Raw genomic sequence first — 15,059 nt, 5'->3', positions numbered from 1 at the left:
GCCGTGGTCGAATGCGCCGACGCCCGCCGACGAGGACGCGAGGAGGCCGGGAATGACGGACCAGGACGAGCTGCACATCGCGCTGCTGCACCTCGGTGGCCGGGTGCCGGACGCGATGCTCGCCGAGGCGCGGCTGCGGCTCGCCGACACCGGCACGGTGTCTCTCCCGGAGCCGCCCGGAGTGGTCGACCTGCCGTTCACGTTCGCGTCGGCCGTACCGAATCCGCGTGTCTTCGGTGGCCGGGTGCCGCCACTGGCCGACCTCACCGGCCGCGACGGCCTGATGGACGACACCGACCGGGTCGCGGTCGCCGCGGCCCGGCAGCAGCCCGGCGCGGTGGCGCTGTGGCGCGGATGGCGGATCGCCCCGGAGTGGGCGGCCTCGGTGATCCCGCCCGCGCCGGTCTACGTGCTGGAGACGAACGGGCCGCAGGCGGTGACGGCGGCGACAGTGATGCGGGCACTCGCCGGGGCCGGGATCTCGGCCCCGCTGGTCGAGGTGTACCGCCCCGGCGACAAGCTCCCGCCGTACGCGGCCGCGGCCCGCCGGTCCGGCGCGCTGCTCTGGGCCGGCCGGGACACCGAACCGCTGCGGATCGCCCGCGTCTTCGACGAGGTGGACGACGACGGCGCACGCTTCGCGCCGGGCCGCGAACGGCTGTCCGGCACGGACCTCGCGCTGGCGGCGGCGTACCTCGACGCGGGCACGCCGGTGCTCGCCACCACCGCGCGCGGGCCCGACGTGGTGGAGCCCGGACGCGGCCGGGTCGTGCCGATGACCTACCGCACCGACGGACGCTGGCTCTGGCCCGAGTCCGTCGCCTACTACCTCCAGGCGTACGGGCTGGCACCGGAGCCGGACCTCCTGGCCCACATCCGGTCACGTGGTGACCGGCTCCCGGTCACCGATCCCGCCGACGAGCACCGCGCGCTGGCGCTGCTGTTCCAGTCGTACGCCCTCGTCCCGGCGGAGGCGGACGCGGACGCGGAGGCGGAGGCGGAGGCGGACGCGTGACGATCTTCGTGGCGGTCGCGTCGTACCGGGACCGGGAACTGGTGCCGACGGTGCTGGACTGCCTGGCCAAGGCGGCGCACCCGGAGGACGTCCGCATCGCGGTGTGCTGGCAGCACCTCGGCGACGAGGACATCTCCGCCATCCGGGACCTGCCGCAGGTGGACGTGCAGGAGTACGACGCCCGGGACAGCCGCGGCGCCTGCTGGGCCCGGGACAAGACGTTCCAGCGGTACCGCGGCGAGGACTGGCTGTTGCAGGTGGACAGCCACACCCGGTTCGCGCCGGGCTGGGACGTGCGGATGATCCGGATGGCGCGGGAGACGGGTGCGGCGAAGCCGGTCCTCACCGCGTACCCGGCGAGCTACGAGCCCGATCAGGAGTTCACCGGCGCGGGCGCGCCCGCCGAGATCGTCGTCAGCGACTGGACGACGTTCGGCGTACCGGTCTTCGGTCAGCGCCTGATCGAGGGGGCCGCGCCCGGCGTACCGCCCAAGCCGGCGCTGTTCCTGGCCGCCGGGTTCCTCTTCGCGCCCGGCTCGTTCGTCGCCGAGGTGCCCTACGACCCGGGCATCTACTTCCACGGCGAGGAGATCACCCTGGCCCTGCGCGCCTACACGTGGGGCTACGACCTGTTCCACCCCACCGAGGTGCTGACCTGGCACTACTACATCCGGCAGGACCGGCCGCGGCACTGGAGCGACCACGTCGAGCAGGACTGGTCCCGCTACGAGGAACTGAGCCGTCGCCGGGTGCTCTACATGCTGCACACCCCGCCGGTCGACCGGCTCGGCATCGGGCCGGTACGCACCCTGGAGCAGTTCGTGGCGCACACCGGCTGCAACTTCACCCGGCGCACCTGGACCGACATGCTGGCCCAGGAACTCGTGCTGCTCTGATCAGCTGCCCCGCGCCGGCTCCCCGGCGCCGCTCGACCAGCGGGTCTCGGCGATGGCGGTGGCGAGCCGGTCCAGTTCCGGATGCTGCTGCGCGTACGACGTGACGTGTTCGGCCAGTTCGTGCTGGGACTGCCACCGGACCTTCCCGGCGCGCACCAGCGCCCGGTCCAGCGCGAGCGGGTCGCCGCGCAGGTGACGCCGGACGTCGACCAGGACGCCGGTGAGCGACTGCTCCTGGTCGTCGGTGCCGGGCAGCGCCGTCACCATCGCCGGCAGCGCTGCCACCGTCTCGTCGTCCATGCCCGGCACCAGGCCGATGAGCGCCTTCTCGCGCGCCTCCGGCCGGGTCTCCGCCAGGTACGCCATGCCCGCCTCGTCGGCGGCCAGGTGCCGCAGCGCGGGGTCGCGGCTCAGCTCCGCGACCGCCGCCGTCACGTCCGGCCCGGTGCTGGCCGGATCGGTCGGGGGCGGGGCGGCGACGGCCGGATCGGTCCGCGTCGCGGCGGCGTCCGCCGTGACGGTGGGGACGGACGGGGCTGCCGTCCCGGCCCCGGCGGGTGCCGCCTCCGGCCGCCCGGCACCCGTCCGCGCCGACCTGCGGGCGCGCAGGCCCAGCAGGAGGGCGGCGAGCGCCGCCGGCCCGGCGAGCGCCAGCAACGCCGCCCGGCGGCCGATCCCGGTGGAGCCGGACGCCTGCGCGGCCGCCTGTGCCCGGGGCGCCTCCTCGGGCAGCACGGCGGTGACGGAGGCGGTCAGGTCGATCTCCGGCGCGACGCCGCCGGTGGTCTTCGCGGTCTTCAGCACCCGGTTGCGGACCTGCGCCGGGTCGAGATCCGGGTACGCCGACCGGATCAGCGCCGCCTGCCCCGCCACGTACGCGACGGCGAGGTGGGTGCCGGCGCCGTTCACCGGTCGCGCGCCGGTGATGCCGAGGCTGGTCACGTCGACGCCGGGTGCGACCACGTCCACGCCGCCGGACCGGTAGCTGTCGGCCGTACCCCCGTCCGGCCCGATCCCGCCGACGCGCAGCACCGCGTCGTTCAGTGGCACGTCCGGGTCCGGTGGCGCCGACTCAGCGGCGGCGCCCACCACGACCACCACGCCGTCGTCGACCGCCTCGTTGACGGCGGACACCACCTCGGCCTGGCCGAGGTCCACCTGCGGCCCGAGCGCGACGACGGAGGCGCCGGAGCCGACCGCCGCCCGGATGCCCGCCACGCTCGCCGCGGTCGAGGCGCCGGGTGTCCGGCCGGCTACCCGGACCGGCATGACCGCCGCGTCCGGCGCGATGCCGGCCACCGCCGACCTCTTCACCGGCTGCGCCACGATCAGCGCGGCCATCGCCGTACCGGTGCCGAGACAGTCGGTGTCACCGCGAGCGCCGCCGGTCGCCCGGTCGACACCCGTCGTCACCCGGCCGGCGAGCGGGGGCAGGCCGCCGGCGACGCCGGAGTCGACGACGGCCACGAGCTGGTCCCGGCCCCGGCTGTGCGGCCACGCCTGGTCGGCGGCGAGGCGCGGACCGGCCCACTGTGACCGGGCGCGCGACGTCGCGGCGGTGCGGCACCCCTTCGGCGGGCGGACGGCCGCGTCGCCGTCGGCGGCGGGCTGCCGTCCGGCCGGCGTGGACGCGCCGGGCGCCGGCTTCGCGGCCGGCGGGACGCCCCGGCGGACCTCGCTGCCGTACGCGTCCCACGGCAGCACCAGCACCCAGCCGGCCCGGAGCCGGGAACCGTCGGTGAGGGTGGTGCCGTCCGGCTGGATCCGCCCGGCGTTGAGCGCGAACAGCTCGGCCGCCCGCGCGCCGTCGCCCAGGAACCGCTCCGCGATCTCGGTGAGGTTCTCCGGCTCGCCCTGGTGGGCCGCCTCGACCGTGTAGTACTTGACGTGGTCGCCCTCGGCGCGGGCGGCCGGCGCGAGCGGCGTCAGCGCGAGCACCGCCGACGCGACGACGGCGGCGAGCGCGGCCCGGGCGGCTGCCGGTGCGGTCCGGGTCATCCGCGACCACCTCGGCTGCCGACACCGGTCACGGGTGTGGTCCCGGACGTTGCGTGGTGCCGCGAACGCCGGGCGTCCGAACCATCCGTCATCGATCCACTCTTGAACCCGGTCGAGAAGACTGTCCTTACCAGACGGGCAGGCTAGCATCGCGGATCTCCGATGCACGAAGGGCCGCCGGAGGGTCCGGACGCGGCATCACCGCGACCCGCTTCGGCGGACGCAGGCGAGAGGCGGCCGCCTCGGGTGCCGCGCCGTTGTGGAATTCCCACCGCGACACATTCTCGTAAACGCGTGATGACGCGTGATCGGAAGGCGGTCAATTCGGTTTCCGACAGCCGGACCGAAGAGACCACTCCGAATCATCCTTTCGATGCCGGCGATTCGCCGAGAACTCATCCGCAAGCGGAGTGACAGCCGCCGGACAGCCGCCGGAAGGACGGTTGGCGAGTTGCGTCACACGGCATCACTGCGGGAAACGACTGTCGGCTACCGGGTAGCGCCACACGCCCTCATGGAGTAATCGCCACGAGCACGCGCCGGCCGGGCGGAGACATCCCGCGACCACCCGCCCGGCCCGGGTGAGCGGCGCCTCCGGCCAGGTCCGACCCGGCAAGGTGGACAGATACCGCGGATCCGGGTACGGACGGCCAGGTCCGACATCGCCGATCCGGACCGGGTCGGCCGGGAACACCGGAAAGGCGAGCCGGCCGCGTCCGCACGAATCGCCACGGTGCCGCATTTCCGACTGACACGCTCAGTCGTACTGCCGTCACCCGCCGAGTCGGAAAAGCATTGACACCCCCGATCGCGGTTCGGCAAAGTTCCTTCCGCCGACCGCAACCGGAGGACACTTTCCGGCGGCTTATCGCGATCCCCGAAATCCTTTCCGCACCGATCACCATCGCCGGCGGACAACCGTGCGCCCACCCGGGCGATTCCCAGCCCGCTCGCGGGCCGGTTCCGGCCGCCTCCGACCCGAACGAAGGAGCATTTCCGTGCCCATCCAGGAATCCGAGCTCATCGACACCGTCAAGCGCGTGCTCGCCGACGTGACGCACGACGACGCCGTCCTCGACATGGATCTCGACACCCAGCTCCGCGAGGACCTCGGGATCGACTCGATGACGTCGTTGACGTTCCTCATGGCGCTGGAGGACGCGGTCGACGGGTTCTTCGTGGACGCGACGACGCTGGAGGCCGAGCACTTCCAGACCATCGGCAGCATCTACGAGTACGTCCGGACGCAGCTGAGCACCGCGAAGATCGCCTGACCGATGACCGGCCTCTACGTACAGGCGGCGCACCACGCGGTGCTGCCCACCCGCGACGACCGGCACCCACCCCGGCCGCGCTTCGTCGAGTACCAGGCGGACCTGCACCGGATGGCCGGCGTGGTCCTCGACGAGGCCACACTCACCCGGGGCGACCAGTACACCTTCGTCGACCTGGCCGACGCGTTGGCCGACCGCACCGGACCCGGTCTCTTCCGCGACCTCGGTGTGCTCGTCACCAGCTACTGGACGCCGGAGTTCGACCCGGACGTGTCCGCCTTCGGCCCGTACCTGCACCACCGGCACCGCCTCGACTGCACCTCGTTCGACCTGGTCGACCAGGGCAGCATCTCCCCGGCGCTCGCGTTGCTGGTGCTCTGCGACTTCCTGCGGGCCGGTCCGGCGGACCGCGACGGCCTGCTGCTCAGCGTCGAGCAGACCACAGTCCCGGCCCCGATGGGCGCCCACTTCCCCGGCCCGAGCCGGTCCACCGCCGGGGCGGTGCGGATCGGCCGCCGGCCGGCCGGAACGGAGATCCTGACCGTCACGGCGCTCGGCGAGCCGGCGGTGCTGGGCGACGACGGGGACCTGTCCCGCCTGGTCGCGCGCTGGTGCGCGGAGTACGACGTGGACCCGGCGGAGCTGACCGTGCGGGTCAACCGGGCCACGTTCCTCTACCGGCGGTGGGCCTACGCGTACGGGCCGGACTCCTGGCCGTGCCGGGTCGAGTTCCTGCCGCCGGAGCGCACCTGCACCGGGCTGTTCCGCTGGCTCGGCGCCGAGTCCACCGCCCCGGCCGGCGGTTACGTCGCCTACGTCGAGGAGGACGTGGAAAGCCTGTCCGCCGCCGTGGTGCTGACCCGGGCGGTGACGCCGTGACGAACGTGCTGCGACTGCCCACCCGGCCCGCCGGGCCGGCCGCCGACCCGGTCGCCGTCCGGTTCACAGTCGGCGCCGCCGTTGCCCGGGCCCGCGAGACCGGCGCGCTGCCGGCCGGATCCGGCCAGGCCGCCGGGTACGCCGGGCTGGTGCTCGCCGACCGCGACGCGGCGCCGGTGGAGGCGTTCGACCTCACCACGGGCGCCGTCCTCGGGGCGGAACGGCTCACCGTCGTACCCCATGAGCTGCTGACCCGCGCGGGCCTGGTGGTGCTGCGGTACCGGGCGGCCGGCGGACCGGCCGACGCACCGGCCCTGCGGCTGTTCCGGCAGGCCCTCGCCGACGCCGAGCGGGACGCGCTCGGCGAGGCGGTCCGCTGGTGCCGGCGGTTCCTCGCCGGCCGGCGTTCGGCCGGTCAGCGGCTCAGTGCCCACCCGGTGGTCGCCCACCAGATGGCCGGGCTGGTGGCCCGGGCCGCCGCCCTGCGCCAGACCGACGCGGCCGCCGCGCTCGCCGAACCGGCGGGCCGGGCCTGGTGGGTCCGGGAGGTCGACGGGCTGGCCCGCGACCTGATCCGGATGGCCGGCGGCCGGTCCGTCCTCGCCGGGCAGATGGCGCAGATGCGCACCGCCCTGCTCTACGCCAACCGGATCTACCTGGACGGTGCCCCGTGTTCCGACTGAATCCCGACCGCTTCGCCGCCCGCTACGGGCCGGAGTGGCTGGCCGCGGCCACCTGGTACCGCGAGAACTCGCCGGCCGTGCCGGACGATCCCGACCTGGTGCTGCGGCACCTCGACCACCCGGCGGTCGCGCAGAAGATCGAGGCCGAGTTCGCGGCGGACACCCGCCGGCGGGCCGCGATGTTCGAGGCGCTCAGCTACGGCAGCGCGAGTTTCCTGCTCACCACCCCGGGTCCGTCGCTGTCCTGTGTGCTGCTGGACGCGCTGGGCACACCGCGGCAGCGGGCCTGGTTCCGGGAGCTGGTGTCCACCACCCGGTGCCGCACGTTCTTCGCGGTCACCGAGCCGGGACGCGGCTCCGACGCCGCCCACCTGGACACCACGCTGCGCGACGGCCGGCTGACCGGCGAGAAGCTGCTATTCGGCAACGGGGCGGTGGCGCCCGTCGGCACCGTCCTCGCGCGCACCGGCGACGGTCCGCTGGACCTGGTGGCGGTGCTGATGACGCCGGAGCTGATCGAGTCCGCCGCGGTACGACGACGCGTGCTCCCGATGTTCGCCCTGCCCGGCGCGCAACTGTCCGAGCTGCGCGTCGACGGACTGCGGGTGCCGCCGGAGGCGGTGCTCGGCAGCCACCTGAAGGCCACCGAGCGCGGCATGATGGGCATGCTCAAGACGTTCCACCGCTTCCGGCCCGGGGTGGCGGCGATGGCGCTCGGCCACGCCCAGGCCCTCGTCGACTACGTCCGGGACCACGTCGGCGCCGCCCGCCCGGAGCTGGACCGGTTCGACCAGATGCTGGAGCGGTCGCGCGAGCTGAACGCCGCCGCCGCCCGCGAGGTCGACGAGGAGCCGCTGCGCGGCGCGCTGGTGTCGCTGGCGAAGCAGCGGGCCACTGCGGCGGCCGAGGAGGTGGCCGCGGTCCTCGCCCGGGAGCTGCCGGTGGCGGCGCTCGTCGACCACCCGTGGCTCGCCCGGTCCCTGACCGACGTGGTCGCGTACGAGTTCATGGAGGGCACCACGCCCATCCAGCTCGCCAACGTGCACGCCGGCTATCTGCGCCGGGAGGTGCCGGTATGACAGCCGTCGACCAGTCGCGCCCGGCCGGGGACAGCGCCGCGCCGCCGGTGCTCGGGCCGGTGCTGGCGATCGCGCTGCCGGTGCTGCTCGCGTCGCTGGCGAGCCTGGTGGCGCCGCTGCTGAACACCGCCGTGATCGGCCGGCACGACCCGGCCTACCTGTACCCGCTGGCGCTGGTGCTGCCGATGATCCTGTTGCAGAACTCGGTGAACGAGAGCCTGCGTGTCGCGTCGGTGGCGTTCGCCGCCCAGGCGTCGGGCAGCGGCGACCTCGACACGTACGCGCGGCGGCAGCGGACCGTGCTCGTGCTCGGCGTGGCGGTCAACCTCGGCGTGGCGCTGCTGTTCCTGGTGGCGCACCCGCTCTTCCTCGACCTGTACGCGGTGCCCGCCGGTTCGCGCACCCTGGTGTACGCGTTCGTCCAGCTCAACACGCTCACCGGCGCGGTGCTGGCGGTGAGCGTGGCGCTGATGTCGAGCCTCTACGGGCTGCGGCAGGTACGCGCGGTGACCGTCGGCACGCTGGTGAGCCTCGGCTCCGGGGTGGTGCTCACCGCCGCGCTCGTCGGCTGGCTCGGCGTGTTCGCCCTGCCGGCGGCCACCGCCACCACCGCGACCGCCACAGCGGTCTGGGCGTCCCGCCGCCTGGCCCGCTGCGGGGTGCGGCCCTGGGCCCGGATCGGGCTGCGCGCACCGGTCCGCCGGTCCTGGCGGGAGGTCTGCCGGATCAGCGTGCCGGTGAGCCTGGGCTACCTGCTGCTGTTCGGCAGCGGGCTGGTGCTGACCCGGATCCTCGCCGGCTACTCCCCGCTGACAGTGGCCGGGTACGGCGTGGCGTACCGGGTGCAGAACCTCGTGCTGCTGCCGGCCATCGCACTCGGTGTGGGCGCCGGCATCACCGTCAACCGGCTCGCCGCGCAGCGCCGGGGCGGGCGGGTCGGACCGTCGGTCGTCGCCGCGGTCGGGCTGTCGGCGGCGGTGTTCGCGGTCGTGGCCGCCCTGGTCTGGCTGCTCCGCGGGCCCGGGACCGGACTGCTCACCGGCGATCCGGCGGTGGCCCGGGCCGCCGCCGACTACCTCGGCTACCTGGCGCCGGCCTATCTGGTCGCCGGTCCGCTGCTCACCCTGTCGATCTTCCTGGAGGAGACCGGGAACGGGGTCCGGGCGCTGGTCGTGAACGCCACGCTCACAGTCGTCCAGCTCGCCCTGGCCGCCGGGCTGGCCCGCGCCGGGCATCCGGTGTCCCACGTCTACCTCGCGCTGGCCGTGGCCCACCTGCCGGCCGTCGGCTTCGTCGTCCACGAGCTGCTCCGCGCCCGCCGCCTCGGTGGGCGGGTCAGCGCCATCCCCACGAGCTGAAGGAAACACGATGCACCGAACCCTGTACGACGTCCTCACCGCCACAGTGGACAGTCATCCCGACAAGCTCGCCCTGATCGCGGGACCGCACCGGCTGACCTACCGCGACCTGGCGGCACGCGTGGCCGGCCTGGCCGGCCGCCTCCAGGCCGACGGCGTGCGCCCCGGCGACCGGGTGGTGATCTGCGCCGGGAACCGGGTCGAGACGGTGACCGCCTTCTGGGCGGCGCTGGCCGCCGGCGGGGTGGCCGTGGTGGTCGGCCACGAGCAGCGGCCCGAGCGGGTACGCCACGTGCTGGCCGACTGCGCCGCCACCGTCCTGCTCGCGCTGGAGCCGATGGCGCGCTCCCTGACCGGCCTGGGCCTGCCGGCGTCGGTCCGCGCGGTGCTGCCGGTCGGCGCCGAGGACACCCTCTTCGCCGGTACGCCGGCACCCGTCGACGTGATCAGCGAGGATCTGGCCGCGCTGGTCTACACGTCCGGCTCCACCGGCGACGCCAAGGGCGTGATGCTCAGCCACGCGAACATGCTGACCGCGCTGGACTCGCTCAACGAGTACCTGCGCAACGGCCCGGAGGACGTGTTCCTCTGCGCCCTGCCGCTCGCCTTCGACTACGGGCTCTACCAGATGATCATGGCGTTCTCGCAGGGCGCGACGCTGGTCCTGGAGCGGGACATGAGCCTGCCGTTGCAGGTCATCAAGGACATCGCCCGCTACCGCTGCACAGTCGTGCCCGGCGTGCCGGTGCTGTTCGAGCTGGTCGAGCAGTTCAGCCGCTTCGGCATGCCGGACGTGAGCAGCGTCCGCTGCCTGACCAACACCGGCGCCGCGCTGCTGCCCCGGCACATCGCCGCGATCCGCCGGCTGTTCCCCGGCGCGGACATCTACTCGATGTACGGCGTCACCGAGTGCAAGCGCTGCACCTACCTTCCGCCGGAGCTGCTCGACGCCAAGCCGGGCAGCGTCGGGCAGGCCATCCCGAACACCCAGATCCTGGTGGTCGACGAGCAGGACCGGCCCTGCCCGCCGTACCAGGTGGGGCAGCTCGTGGTGCGCGGCGGCACGGTGATGCGGGGCTACTGGGGACTGCCGGACGAGACCGCCCGCAAGATCCGCGAGCACCCGGTACGCGGCGGCCGCTGCCTCTACACCGGCGACTACGGCTACCTCGACGAGGACGGTCACTTCTTCTTCAAGGGCCGGATCGACGAGGTGATCAAGGTCCGGGGACGCAAACTGATCCCCCGCGACGTCGAGGAGGTCCTGCGGTCCGCGCCGGGCGTCGCCGAGGCGAGCGTGGTCTGCACCGCCCTCGACGACGGCGACCACGACATCGCCGCCTTCGTCGCCGCCGACCCGGCCGCCGTCGACGCGTCCGCGCTGCGTGCGGCCTGCCGGTCCGGCCTGGAGACCTGGCAGCGGCCCACCCGCTACGAGGTGCTCGCCACGCTGCCGCGCAACAGCAACGGCAAGGTGGACAAGCCCGAGCTGCTGCGCCGGTACCCGGTGCCCACTGCGGCCCTGGCACCGGCCGGTGCGCCGTGCTGAACCTGACCGCCGTGCAGGCCGTCGTGCCGGACGACCGGCCCAGCCTCTTCGCCCTCGCCGGCCGGTACGACATGCCGCGCGCCGAGCTGGCCGTGTTCCACCGGATCTACGGCCTCGACCGGGTACCGGTGTGGTCCGGCGACACCGCCGCCCTGGTCGAGGAGACGGTGGCGAACCTGCTCAAGGAGTCGGGTGTGGACTCCGGCCGGATCCGCTGGCTGGTGCACGCCCACACCGGCACCCACCAGGACGTGGTGGGCCGCGCCGGCCTGGCCCGGATCTGCCGCCGGCTCGGGCTGGACCGGGCGCAGTCGTTCGGCATGACCACCAACAACTGCGCGTCGACGGTGTCCGCCATGCGGGTGGTCGACCGGCTGCTGGCCCGGGGTTCGGCCACCGACGTGGCGATCGTGGTGACAGCCGACGTCGCGTTCACCCCGATCATGCAGGTGATCCCGAACAGCTCGGTCACCGGCGACGCCGGGGTCGCCTGCCTGTTCAGCCGCCGCGACGCCGGTCACCGCGTCCTGGCCGCCCGGATCGACACGTACGGCCGGCACGCCGCCTGCCAGTGGCAGGACGAGACGGCCAACGCCGAGTTCGAGGCCGAGTACCCGGCGCGGCTCGCCGACGTGATGCGCCGCGCGCTCGACGACGCCGGGCTGACCTGGCCGGACATCCACATGGTGCTGCCGCACAACGTCAACACGTTCTCCTGGAAGCAGGTCGCGGCGCGCGCCGGCATTCCGTTCGAGTCGGTCTACCTGGACCAGGTGCCGCACACGGCGCACTGCTTCGGCGCCGACATCTTCCTCAACCTCGCCGCCGCCGACCGCGCGGGCCTGCTGCGGCCCGGTGACCGGCTGATGCTCGCCACGGTCGGGCTCGGCGCGGTCTTCGCCGCCGTGGTGCTCGAATACGGGAGTCACACATGACCATCGGATACCGCGCCGAGCTGCGCGACCGGCTGCTGGCCGCCGCCCGGCGGCACCCGGAGCGTACGGCGCTCTGGGTCGACGACCGCGCGTACACGTACCGGGAGCTGTTCGCCCGCGCCGACACCCTGGCCGGCCGGCTCGACGAGCGGGACGAGCCGTTCTGCCTGGTGTACTGCGGCCGGAACCTGACCCGGTACGTGGCGATTCTGGCGAGCCTGCTGGCCGGCAAGGCGTTCGTGCCGATGTGCCCCACGTCGCCGCCCGCCTACTGCGAGAAGGTGCTCAAACGGCTCGACGGACAGGTGGTCGCGGTCCTGGACAGCGGTGACCCGGACCAGGACGACCGGCTGCGGACGATGATGGCGCCGCCGGCGCCGGTGCTCGACCACGGCCCCGGGCCGCGGTGGGAGGGCGAGCCCCGGCGGCCGCAGGGCGGCGCGTACCTGATGTTCACCTCCGGCAGCACCGGGGTGCCCAAGGCCGTCCTGGTCACACTGGACAACCTCACCGCGTACCTGGACGGCGCGATCGAGCTGTTCGGCCCGACCTGCGAGGACCGGTTCGCCCAGGTCAACAACTTCACGTTCGACCTGTCGGTGCACGACATCGCGCTGCCGTGGACCGTCGGCGCGGCCGTGTACGCGCTGCCCGACCAGGCCGTCTACAAGCTCCCCACGCTGGTACGGGAGCACGCGCTGACCTTCTGGCTGTCCGTGCCCACCACCGGCGTCAGCCTGCTCGACCTCGGCCTGCTCCGGCCCGGCGCGCTGCCCAGCCTGCGCCGGACGCTGTTCTGCGGGGAACCGCTGCCCCGGCGGCTCGCGCAGGCGTGGCACGCCGCCAACCCGGACGGGGAGCTGTTCAACGTGTACGGGCCAACCGAGTGCACGATCGCGGTGACCTCCTTCGGCTGGCGGCCGGACCAGGACCTGCCGGACGTCGTGCCGATCGGATGGCCGTACCCCCGGCAGGAGGTCCGCGTCGTCGGCGCCGACCTGGCCGGGGTGGCCGCCGGGCAGACCGGCGAGTTGCTGCTGCGTGGCAGCCAGCTCGTCCCGGGCTACCACGGCGACCCGGAGCAGACCGCGGCCCGGTTCGTCGAGCTGCCGGACGCGCCAGGACGCTGGTACCGCACCGGCGACCTGGTCGCCCACGACCCGCGCTGGGGGCTGGTGTTCAAGGGCCGCCGCGACGACCAGATGCAGGTCCGCGGGCACCGGGTGGAACGGCTCGAGGTGGAGACCCTGCTGCGGCAGGTGCTCGGCACCGAGGCCGTGGCGGTGGTCGGCTGGCCGGTGGCGCCGGGCGGCCTCGTCCAGGGGCTCGTCGCGTTCGTCGCGGACACCGCGACGCCGGTGCCCGAGATGCGCCGCCGGATCAGCCGGGAACTGCCCGAACACCTGTGGCCGAGCCGCATCCACATCGGCCCGCTGCCGCAGAACCGCAGCCTCAAGGTGGACTACCCGCAGCTGCGGCGCCGGCTCGAGGAGGAATCGTGACCGCCGCCGTGCGGACACCGGCCGCCGGGCTGGACCGGATGCTCGCCACCTACCGCCGGCACACCCCGATGACCGAACCCGGACCGCACGCCGAGGCGCTGCGCCGGCTGCCGGCCGACGTGCCGGCCCTCGTGGAGGTCATCGGCGGCCTCTTCGCCCACTACGAGCTGGACCCGCCCGCGGCCGGCTGGAAGCCCGGACCGGACCGGCTCGCCGAGGTCGACCTGCGCACCACCCGGCGGATGCTCGACCGGGTGCTCGCCCTCGACCCGGCGCCGCTGACCCGGGCCCGGCCGCTGCACCGCCGCTGGCTGGGCGTCTGCCGGGACGCGAGCCTGCTGCTCTGCGCCGTGCTGCGGGAGCAGGGGGTGCCGGCCCGGCTGCGGTACGGCACCGCCCACCACCTGTACGTGCCCTACCGGCCGATGCACGACCACGTGGTGGTCGAGTACTGGTCGGCCGGCGAGGGCCGGTGGCGGTACGCCGACGGCCGGATGTACCGGACCGCCCGGGACACCTTCCAACTGCCCGACCACTACCGGGACGACGTACCGGAGTCGGTGTTCCTCACCGGCGCCCGCGCCTGGCGCCGGGCCCAGGAGGGCGAGCGTGCGGCGCTGCGCCTCAGCGGCCTGATGCTGAACGCCGACGCCGGCCGCTGGCAGGCCCGCAACCTGTTCCTGTACGACCTGGCCGCCCTCGCCGGCTGGGAACCGCTGATGTGGGACGCCTGGGGCTACATCCGCCGGGCCCGCCCGCAGTCCCGCCCACGCGGGGTCCTCCAGTACCGCAAGCTCGGCCGGCTCGCCGCGCTCGACGACCGCGATCCGGAGCAGTGGCGCGAGCTGCTGCGCCGCTACCGGGCCACCCGCCTGGTCCGGGTGCCGGCCCGGGTGCTGTCGTGCAGCCCGGTCAACGGCCGCCGCGTCGTCGCCGCGCCGCCCGCCCGGAGGACACCCGATGATCGCGATTGACGCGGTGGTACGCGTGGAACCGGAACGGCGGCTGTCGGTCACCGACGACCACGCGCTGCTCGGCCTCACCTCGGCCCGCGCCCGGGTGTACGGCCGGCTCTACGGCTACGACCGGATCCCGGTGGCCGCCGCCGGGCAGGAGTTCCCGATGCTGCTGGACGCCGTCCGGCGGCTGCTCGACGAGGCGCGCGTGACACCGGACCGGGTGGCGGTGGTGGTGCACGCGCACACCGGCCCGTACATCGGACCGGTCGGCGCCGGCCTGCCCCGGCTGGTCGCCCGGCAGCTCGGCGGCGACGCGCTGTGCTTCGGCACCCAGTCCAACAAGTGCGTCTCCAGCATCAGCGCGCTGGACCTGATGGACCGGCTGCTCGCGGGGCGGCCCGGCGACGCCGTCGGCGTCCTGCTGATCGGCGAGACCGCCGACAGCCCGGATCTGCGGGTGCTGGACACCGGCATCGCCGGGGACGTGGCGTGCGCGGTGCTGCTGCGCCGGAACGGGCCCCGCGACCGGGTGCTCGCCCACGCGGTCGCCACGCACGGCCAGTACGCCGGCGGCATCTACACCGAGCCCGGCGCGCCGAGCCGCCAGGAGTACGAACGCCGCTTCCAGGAGCATCTCGGCGACGTGGTCGACCGGACGCTGCGGCGGGCCGGACGCCGTCCCGACGAGCTGACAGTCCTGTTGCCGCACAACGTCAACGTCAACGTGTGGCGGGCGGCGGCCGGTGTGATCGGCGTACCGGCCGATCGGATCGTGCTCGACAACGTGCCCCGGTACGGCCACTGCTTCGGCGCCGACATCTTCCTGAACCTGGACACCGTCCGGCCCCGGCTGCGCCCGGGTGACCTGGCCCTGATGGCGTCCGTCGGGGTCGGCGGCACGTTCGGCGCCGTCCTGCTCGAACACTGACCCG

The 15,059-nt window shown here is 74.2% G+C and carries 13 protein-coding genes; 12 read left to right on the top strand and 1 reads right to left on the bottom strand.

What is annotated here, in order from left to right; all coding sequences use genetic code 11:
* Positions 1 to 52: 52 nt before the first annotated feature.
* Together ABD52_RS03070 and ABD52_RS03065 are read left to right on the top strand one after the other, a co-directional pair.
* Complete coding sequence (locus tag ABD52_RS03070; RefSeq protein ID WP_047890711.1) at positions 53 to 1,015, top strand: hypothetical protein; 963 nt, start codon at positions 53 to 55, stop codon at positions 1,013 to 1,015.
* Positions 1,012 to 1,911 (top strand): GlcNAc-transferase family protein, encoded by a 900-nt coding sequence (locus ABD52_RS03065; protein WP_047890710.1) that lies wholly within the window; start codon positions 1,012 to 1,014, stop codon positions 1,909 to 1,911. The genes ABD52_RS03070 and ABD52_RS03065 overlap by 4 nt, the downstream gene beginning before the upstream one ends.
* On the opposite strand, the gene ABD52_RS03060 is transcribed toward ABD52_RS03065, so the two are convergent.
* Positions 1,912 to 3,909: a S8 family serine peptidase gene (locus tag ABD52_RS03060; RefSeq protein ID WP_047890709.1), complete on the bottom strand. Its 1,998-nt coding sequence runs from the start codon at positions 3,907 to 3,909 to the stop codon at positions 1,912 to 1,914. It lies immediately after the preceding gene.
* A 998-nt stretch (positions 3,910 to 4,907) separates the two neighbouring features.
* Here ABD52_RS03060 and ABD52_RS03055 point away from each other — a divergent pair.
* From ABD52_RS03055 to ABD52_RS03010, 10 genes are read left to right on the top strand one after another with little or no spacing between them, the layout of a single operon-like run.
* Positions 4,908 to 5,183 carry an acyl carrier protein gene (locus ABD52_RS03055; protein ID WP_013476329.1) on the top strand — a complete coding sequence of 92 codons (276 nt, stop codon included), beginning with the start codon at positions 4,908 to 4,910 and terminating at the stop codon, positions 5,181 to 5,183.
* Between the two features lie 3 nt (positions 5,184 to 5,186).
* Complete coding sequence (locus ABD52_RS03050; RefSeq protein ID WP_047890708.1) at positions 5,187 to 6,062, top strand: hypothetical protein; 876 nt, start codon at positions 5,187 to 5,189, stop codon at positions 6,060 to 6,062.
* Entirely contained in the window at positions 6,059 to 6,745 is a 687-nt protein-coding gene (locus ABD52_RS03045) for a hypothetical protein (RefSeq protein WP_047890707.1), read from the top strand. The genes ABD52_RS03050 and ABD52_RS03045 overlap by 4 nt, the downstream gene beginning before the upstream one ends.
* On the top strand, positions 6,733 to 7,824 hold the full coding sequence (locus ABD52_RS03040; protein ID WP_047890706.1) for an acyl-CoA dehydrogenase family protein: 1,092 nt from the start codon (positions 6,733 to 6,735) through the stop codon (positions 7,822 to 7,824). The genes ABD52_RS03045 and ABD52_RS03040 overlap by 13 nt, the downstream gene beginning before the upstream one ends.
* A complete protein-coding gene (locus ABD52_RS03035) occupies positions 7,821 to 9,182 on the top strand; it encodes an MATE family efflux transporter (protein ID WP_047890705.1) in 1,362 nt (453 codons plus the stop codon). Before ABD52_RS03040 ends, ABD52_RS03035 begins: the two co-directional genes overlap by 4 nt.
* A 10-nt stretch (positions 9,183 to 9,192) precedes the next feature.
* The gene (locus tag ABD52_RS03030) at positions 9,193 to 10,731 is read left to right on the top strand and encodes a class I adenylate-forming enzyme family protein (protein WP_047890704.1); all 1,539 of its coding nucleotides are present in this window, start codon (positions 9,193 to 9,195) and stop codon (positions 10,729 to 10,731) included.
* Positions 10,725 to 11,666: a ketoacyl-ACP synthase III family protein gene (locus tag ABD52_RS03025; protein ID WP_047890703.1), complete on the top strand. Its 942-nt coding sequence runs from the start codon at positions 10,725 to 10,727 to the stop codon at positions 11,664 to 11,666. Before ABD52_RS03030 ends, ABD52_RS03025 begins: the two co-directional genes overlap by 7 nt.
* Positions 11,663 to 13,168 carry an AMP-binding protein gene (locus tag ABD52_RS03020; RefSeq protein WP_047890702.1) on the top strand — a complete coding sequence of 502 codons (1,506 nt, stop codon included), beginning with the start codon at positions 11,663 to 11,665 and terminating at the stop codon, positions 13,166 to 13,168. Before ABD52_RS03025 ends, ABD52_RS03020 begins: the two co-directional genes overlap by 4 nt.
* Entirely contained in the window at positions 13,165 to 14,142 is a 978-nt protein-coding gene (locus ABD52_RS03015; RefSeq protein ID WP_047890701.1) for a transglutaminase domain-containing protein, read from the top strand. The genes ABD52_RS03020 and ABD52_RS03015 overlap by 4 nt, the downstream gene beginning before the upstream one ends.
* A complete protein-coding gene (locus tag ABD52_RS03010; RefSeq protein ID WP_013476321.1) occupies positions 14,129 to 15,055 on the top strand; it encodes a 3-oxoacyl-[acyl-carrier-protein] synthase III C-terminal domain-containing protein in 927 nt (308 codons plus the stop codon). Before ABD52_RS03015 ends, ABD52_RS03010 begins: the two co-directional genes overlap by 14 nt.
* Positions 15,056 to 15,059 lie beyond the last annotated feature (4 nt).

The organism is Micromonospora sp. RV43 (assembly GCF_001029515.1).
Taxonomy (GTDB): Bacteria; Actinomycetota; Actinomycetes; order Mycobacteriales; family Micromonosporaceae; genus Micromonospora; species Micromonospora aurantiaca.
Note: the sequence above shows the minus strand (reverse complement) of the source record. Positions and strands in the feature narration are given on the sequence as shown.

What these genes read in the sequence shown, in the direction of transcription:
- ABD52_RS03070 (WP_047890711.1), top strand. Translation starts at nt 53, where the DNA reads ATGACGGACCAGGACGAGCTGCACATCGCGCTGCTGCACCTCGGTGGC.
- ABD52_RS03060 (WP_047890709.1), bottom strand. Translation starts at nt 3,909, where the DNA reads ATGACCCGGACCGCACCGGCAGCCGCCCGGGCCGCGCTCGCCGCCGTC.
- ABD52_RS03050 (WP_047890708.1), top strand. Translation starts at nt 5,187, where the DNA reads ATGACCGGCCTCTACGTACAGGCGGCGCACCACGCGGTGCTGCCCACC.
- ABD52_RS03035 (WP_047890705.1), top strand. Translation starts at nt 7,821, where the DNA reads ATGACAGCCGTCGACCAGTCGCGCCCGGCCGGGGACAGCGCCGCGCCG.
- ABD52_RS03030 (WP_047890704.1), top strand. Translation starts at nt 9,193, where the DNA reads ATGCACCGAACCCTGTACGACGTCCTCACCGCCACAGTGGACAGTCAT.
- ABD52_RS03020 (WP_047890702.1), top strand. Translation starts at nt 11,663, where the DNA reads ATGACCATCGGATACCGCGCCGAGCTGCGCGACCGGCTGCTGGCCGCC.
- ABD52_RS03010 (WP_013476321.1), top strand. Translation starts at nt 14,129, where the DNA reads ATGATCGCGATTGACGCGGTGGTACGCGTGGAACCGGAACGGCGGCTG.